The sequence below is a fragment of the Methanorbis furvi genome (genome assembly GCF_032714615.1).
GTDB lineage: Archaea > Halobacteriota > Methanomicrobia > Methanomicrobiales > Methanocorpusculaceae > Methanocorpusculum > Methanocorpusculum furvi.
The window spans coordinates 1-6,748 of record NZ_JAWDKA010000016.1 but is presented as its reverse complement, the minus strand read 5'-3'; the positions used below and the strand labels follow the sequence as shown (position 1 = coordinate 6,748).

Here is a 6,748-nt window from a genome sequence, read left to right as displayed (position 1 = left end):
TCATGGTTGCGATCAGGGTAGGAGTGGCGTCTGAAGAGAAGAAGTACAGTTTCGGAACTGCAGTTCCATCATTCTCAACTCTGACAGTCTCATACACGAATGCTGAGCCATGGGTCGCGGCATCGACAATTCTGCCGCCGTCAGCTACGGAAACATCCTTATATTTGGACTCGTCGCCCACAGTAACGTTGATGGTGTAGATACCTTCTGCAGCGTATTTGTGGGTCACGTCCTGAGTTGCATCAAGCGAGTCAATGGTGACCTCCGGGGTGTCGTCGCCGAAGTAGATAGTTGCAGTCTCACCAATGTAGGCATCGCCGGATGCAGTGATGGTAAGGGTATACTCATCGTCCGCAATTACGCTGTCATCGCCGAGAAGGAAAAATCCTGATGGGGTACCTGTCTTTACCGTGAAGTTGTACCCTTTGGAAAGGTTCTGGTACAGACCAGAGGCTACCTCATCATCGATTGTAATCTGACCTCCAACTTCAGTGGTTATTTTGTCCCCTGCTGAAGTGGTGAAGATAACACCCGCAGGTAATCGGACTTTACCAGCGCCCTCATCGATCAGAATAAAGGTACCTGAAAGAAGTTCTGCACCTGGTGCAGATACATTAACGTTGATTTCTGAACCTACAGCTGCAGTTACTGTGATCTCGATGTCATCGATCTCAGTCAGATCATCTGAGGTTGCTGAAATGGTTTGTTCGTTCAGAACTGCGGTAAATTCGATAGTCTCTTCGTATGAATTATCCGCATTTAATTCAACGTCACCAGACTGTATTCCTTCATAGGATACAGTTACAGTTACTGTCTCATCAACATAACCATCACCAGTAACAGTGACGATAAAGGTCTGACCCTCGACGACTGTATCCGGATCTGCTACGAGTGCGATAGTCGGTGCATCGGGATCAACTACAGTAAGGGTTGCGGTTGCTGTATCGGAACCGAGAACTTTATTGGTTGCAGTAAAAGTAACATCACCAGCAGTGTCTCTAGTGTAACCCACAATCGTGATTGTTCCCGTTGTCTCAGTTTCTTCAATAGCGAGATCATCGTATTCTTCGCCATCATTATCAGTGATGGTGTATGTCATGTCCGCATCAGCTGCGGTGTTCAGTGTCAGGGTGACAGTGATATCATCGGTATCACCCACGTCCACATCAGATGGAAGCAATGTCAGCGTCTGTGCTGTTGCTGCAGATGCTGCTCCGACAAAGAGCATTGCTGCAAGCAGAACGACGAGAACTGCCATAATTTTCGTGTTTTTCAAGTTTAATTCCTCCTAAGTGAGGATGCAATTATCCTTTGAATATTCTCACAAATCTCCCAACAACAGTCAATATCACATACAAAACTGCCTTAGAAAGAAAGAAAGAAAATTTATTCACTAAATTTCCTACCAAAATCACTGCAAAAAATTCTGAAAAATAGACCCCAAACATCTTCTGCAATCAACGAAACACCCCAACCCGAGCAATACCCGATCATAGCAAAAGTACACAGGAAGCATCACAAATTTCAGACACAAAATATTGAATCCTACCACGCAAAATCCATCCGCATACCTATATCCCGACCTGAAACACACTATAGTACATGTACTGGTACGGGTCGGGAACTGACATCTCAACAGACCCAGCAAATGTCGCCGCACGGATTCGCACGACAAAAACCGATATGGCAAAATACGTCCCCTGTGACTGGAAGCAGGCACAGAAACTTGGTCTGGTAAAAGACCGGCACGACTACATCGAAACCCTCCGCCGCACTACAATATACATGGCCGAGGAAGGCATTGCCGCATGTTCGCAGGAAAAAGACGTTGAACTCCTGCAAATGGTTCGAACACTCGATGAAATGGACACCGTGATCAACCTCCTCACCGAACGATTGATCGACTGGTACATCTCCATCACTCCTGCATTTTCCCGCAAGTATCGCGGCTCGGGAGCCGGAGCCGCAAAACTTCTGCCGATTATTGGAAAGAACGGAACCGAACCAATGAAAAAAGTTGCCAGAGAAATTTTGTCGATGTCAAATGCCAGAACAAATCTGATGAAAGAAGTCTCGCGATCCGCAGTATCAGTAATTCCCAACATGAGTGCTCTGGTGGGAGGCCTCGTGGCCGCCCGCCTCGTGTCGCGTGCCGGAGGCCTTGCTGCTGCTGCAAAAATGCCCGGTTCATCCATGCAGGTAATCGGAGCCGAAGGAGCACTCTTCTCTCACATCCGTACCGGTTCGCCCTCGCCAAAACATGGCATTATGTTCCAGCACCGGCGTGTTCACAATGCTCCGCGTGAGGTTCGCGGCCATGTAGCCAGAGCCCTTGCAGCAAAACTGGTGATCGCAGCCAGACTGGATTACTATCGGGGGGAGCTTGATCCGAAGTTTGTTGACGAAGCAAATGCGAAGATCGATCATCTGATGGAGGCCGACAAATGATCTCGGTTGATGGGACGCTGGTGTCCGCGGGCGAAGGCGGCGTGTACGGCGAGCGGATGATTGGCGGACATCGGGTGTGGGATCCGTACCGAAGCAAGTTGTCCGCACTCTGGTATCTGGACAAATCAACAGATCTTTCTTCGGACGCTGTCGTTCTGTATCTTGGTGCGGCAAACGGAACGACTGTTTCGCATGTAGCAGATTATGCGGAGGTTGTGTATGCGGTGGAGTTTGCCCCGCGACCGATGCAGGATCTTCTGATGGTTGCAAGGAAACGAAAAAATATCGTGCCAATCTTTGCGGATGCAACACAGCCGCAGCGATATGCTCCGCTTCTTGAGGCGGCTGATATTATTTATCAGGATGTTGCCCAGCCAAATCAGGCAGGTATTGCGATCAAACATCTGCCGTTTTTGAAGAGAGGCGGAGTGTTGATTCTGATGCTGAAGACACGGAGTGTTGATATCAGAAAGAGTCCCGAGGAAGTTTTTGCGAATACGTGCGAGGAGTTGTCGCGTGCAGGTCTTTTGGTCCGAAAATCTCTGTGGCTTTCACCATACCATGCTGACCATGCAGCGATTGTGTGCGAGCGGTTGTGAAGGATTTTATATTTTTTTGACGCAGGTATTGGTATGAGTCGGTTTGTGTTTAGTCCGCTGTCGGTCTGGCTTTTGCTGGGACTGATTCTGCTGATTGTTGTTGGTCTCCCTCTGCTGTTTCTGGGAATTATCGGTGCGGCACTTTCTCATCTGGGTTTTAGTTTCTGGGTGATTGTGGGTCTGCTGATTCTGATCGTTGTAGGAAGTTTTGTGAATATTCCGTTGTATACGATGCAGCCGAAGGAGGAGCGGGCACGAAAACCCAGCGGGCAGTATGCGCCATCAATGTATGATACGATGTACCGGACTGATCGCTGGCCGGTTGAGGAACAGCGTGGCATGGATATTTCGGTGAATGTGGGTGGGGCTGTGGTGCCGGTTCTGATTTCTGTGTATCTTGTTGGCATGGTGGTGTTTGGTTTTGTGCAGACTGATGCCTGGTTTTTGGTCCGGCTTCTTGCGGCGGTTGGTGTTGTGACGGTGGTGGTGTATCTGGCGGCACGACCTGTGCGGGGGATTGGTATTGCAACGCCGTTTTTTGTTCCGCCGCTGGTGACGGTCGCGGTTTCACTGATCCTTTGCGGCGGGTTTGGACTGCCTGCGGCAATTATGGGATTTGTTGCGGGAACGTTTGGGACATTGGTCGGTGCTGATCTGCTGCACCTTCGGGAGGTTTATGATGAGGGGGCAGGGATGCTTTCGATCGGTGGTGCTGGTACGTTTGACGGGATTTTTCTGACAGGGATTATTGCGGCGCTTCTGGCGTCGTTTTGATCTTTTTTATCCCCTCGATTTCGAGGGGGTTGGGTGTGACATCAGGCTGAGTAGTGTTCGATTGAAAATCGTTATGTTAATTAAGGGTTAATGCGTATTTAGTAAGGCAACATAGCCCGTTAGTGTAGTGGTCAATCATGGGGGACTCTGGATCCTCCGACAGCAGTTCGAATCTGCTACGGGCTACTCGTTTTTATTAAGTGTTATTATAATATTGTTCAAAGCACAATGTTATGCTATGAAGGTTATTCGTGCGCCGAGTCTGGGGCGTGCTCATGAGTTAGTTGTCCGGTATATTTTGCAGGAAGGATATTTTCTGCGAACTGAGAACGGGGAGGATACGATTGAGACGGATGAGGTGTGTCTGAGAGTCGAAACACCGCTCGATTCACCGATGGCGTCAACGTGCTCGCGGTTCCGCGAGGCGTTTCTTGAATCGTATGCACACAATCTTTTGTTCGGGTCAGACGCTGTGTTTGAGTACGATTATCACGGGCGGTTGTTTGACTGGGGATGCGGACTTTCTGATGAGTCGGGGGAGATTCACACTGATCAGATCAAATATATTATTGAGAAGCTGAAGGAGAGCCCTGAGTCGCGTCGTGCTGTTGGAGTTACGTGGTGTCCGCCGGTTGACGGGAAGCTTGGTGACTGCCCGTGTCTTCAGCTGATTCAGTGCGTTGTGCGAAACGGCCGGCTTGATATGAAGGTGGTGTTCCGGAGTAATGATATGTTGTCTGCTGCGGGTGCGAATATGTTTGCTCTGGCAAAGCTTCAGGAGTTTATTGCGGGAGAGGTGGGGGTTCTGGTTGGGTCGTACACACATATTTCTCTGGTGCCGCACATTTATTTCAAACGTGATGCGGCAGATATTCCGCCGTTCTGTCAGAAAGGATCTGCGTTTACACCGAGCGAGGAAGTTTGTCGGGCATGCGGCGGCTGTGCTTTGGCACGGCGATAATTTTTTCCAATAATTTTTTTGAAAAGAGCTGTTGTTTGTGAAGATGGCAGTTCACCGGACATTTTTTTCAATGTCCGGGTGCATACTTCCCATTTCATAATGTCGGGGGCGACGTGGGGAGTTCTATCATGTTATCTCACCCGGTGATTTGGGCGAGAGGTATAGAATAAATGTGAGGTATGCCGCCACTTCGACCGATGATGATTCATCAGCTACCATATTGTATTCCCCGCAGATTTATGTAAGTATTGGTCATAAATTAGGTTTAGTTGTCTGTCGGGTGGGTCTTTGTCAGGGTTTAGGGTACTGAAATAAATTTAGTTTTTTTTCTGAAAAGTACGTGGACGATTGAGTTGTTTGTTCGCTTACTCTTTCAAAAAAAACCAATTCTTTTGTGGGGTCACCTTGCTAAACTCTCATTTACAAAAAATAAAATTAGCCTTTTTTCTTCTTTCTGTACGATAATACGTACGAAAAGAAGAGAAAAATTTGACATGTTGTTACCAACATCTGCGTCATCAGTACCCTCAGGGAAAATGTAGTTGTAGTTTGCACTATTATAATATAGGTGATGGTAGGGCAAATGGCATACAGTCATTCTTCATCAGCACCCGTTGTTTGTCGAATGAGATTTGATGTGGAAAGGTATGCGATATTATGGTATGGCCGGTATTGTTTTCTTGCGCTGATCAGATTTTATTCCGGATCGATGTTCGACAAGCTCTGTATTGGTAGGATTTAATCACATTTGACCACAAAGCCTATTATACTCAATATACAAATATCAAAGCATATTCCGTTGATCGGAGTATAACCCTTGCAGAATGATTATTCGGCATCTGTCGAATGTCACGTATTGCATGTATCACATGCAGAAAATTAAATCCTAACTTAGGAGGAATTAAACTTGAAAAACACGAAAATTATGGCAATTCTCGTCGTTCTGCTTGCAGCAATGCTCTTTGTCGGAGCAGCATCTGCAGTAGGAGCAGATACGCTGGAATTAGACCCACCTGAGGTGACCGTGAATGTCGCCGGGGATATTGAGGTCACCCTGACACTGGATGCCGCGGCTGAAAGTGCTATGATATACGAGATCACTGATAGTGATTCAGAAACGTACGACGATATCACTTTTGAAATCGGTGAGATAGAGAAATCAATCACGATTACGGGTTACACTAGAGACACTGTTGGTGAGGTTACTTTTACTGCAACCAATGATGGTGACTCCGGAGATACAGCAACCGCAACCCTTACTGTAAATGCTGCACCTGGGCCAGTAGTTCCGCAGATCAACGTTAATGTATCTGCACCTGGCTCAGAAGTTGTCGTAGGTACATTTGCCCTTGTGGATGTAGTAGATAGTGCTGTCGCCCCATTAGATGATGGTATTGTCTTCACCACTTCAGCAGGTGACGAATTAGAGACCGAAAATGGAGGTCAGGTTACCATCGCGACTGACACACCGTCTGGTCTGTATCAGAACCTTGATCTGGGGTACAACTTCACAGTAAAGACTGGCGCACCTGTATCTGGATTTTTCCTTTCCGGCGATGGCAGCATAATTGCGGGCGATGAGTATACCCTTACCATCACTGCATCCGGCCAGGCCTACGAGGGTGCGATTGCAACTATCTACTTCGGCGACGACACCCCGGAGGTCACTATTGACTCGCTTGATACAACTCAGGACGTGACCCACACATACACGGCAGAAGGTATCTACACCATCAACGTTACTGTGGGCGACGAGTCCAAATCTAAGGATGTTTCCGTAGCTGACGGCGGCAGAATCGTCGATGCCGCGACCCATGGCTCAGCATTCGTGTATGAGATTGTCAGAGTTGAGAATGATGGAACTGCAGTTCCGAAACTGTACTTCTTCTCTTCAGACGCCACTCCTACCCTGATCGCAACCATGACCGCCAGTGACGACATTGGGACCTACAACCTTCTCGATGCA

At 47.9% G+C, this 6,748-nt stretch carries 6 protein-coding genes and 1 tRNA gene; 6 read left to right on the top strand and 1 reads right to left on the bottom strand.

Features of this window, described 5'->3' with window-relative positions; all coding sequences use genetic code 11:
* On the bottom strand, positions 1-1,276 hold a 1,276-nt coding region (locus McpAg1_RS09410; protein WP_338095056.1), incomplete at its 3' end, for a hypothetical protein.
* Between the two features lie 326 nt (positions 1,277-1,602).
* Between McpAg1_RS09410 and McpAg1_RS09405 the strand changes: the two genes are divergently transcribed.
* From McpAg1_RS09405 to McpAg1_RS09380, 6 genes are all read left to right on the top strand, one after another.
* Complete coding sequence (locus McpAg1_RS09405; protein WP_338095055.1) at positions 1,603-2,448, top strand: NOP5/NOP56 family protein; 846 nt, start codon at positions 1,603-1,605, stop codon at positions 2,446-2,448.
* On the top strand, positions 2,445-3,047 hold the full coding sequence (locus McpAg1_RS09400) for a fibrillarin-like rRNA/tRNA 2'-O-methyltransferase (protein ID WP_338095054.1): 603 nt from the start codon (positions 2,445-2,447) through the stop codon (positions 3,045-3,047). Before McpAg1_RS09405 ends, McpAg1_RS09400 begins: the two co-directional genes overlap by 4 nt.
* A 33-nt stretch (positions 3,048-3,080) precedes the next feature.
* Positions 3,081-3,821 (top strand): DUF1614 domain-containing protein, encoded by a 741-nt coding sequence (locus McpAg1_RS09395; protein WP_338095053.1) that lies wholly within the window; start codon positions 3,081-3,083, stop codon positions 3,819-3,821.
* Positions 3,822-3,934: 113 nt separating this feature from the next.
* Positions 3,935-4,007 (top strand) — tRNA-Gln (locus McpAg1_RS09390).
* A gap of 52 nt (positions 4,008-4,059) precedes the next feature.
* The gene (locus McpAg1_RS09385; RefSeq protein ID WP_338095052.1) at positions 4,060-4,782 is read left to right on the top strand and encodes a thymidylate synthase; all 723 of its coding nucleotides are present in this window, start codon (positions 4,060-4,062) and stop codon (positions 4,780-4,782) included.
* Positions 4,783-5,689: 907 nt separating this feature from the next.
* Positions 5,690-6,748: PKD domain-containing protein (locus McpAg1_RS09380; RefSeq protein ID WP_338095051.1), on the top strand; the 1,059-nt coding region annotated here is incomplete at its 3' end.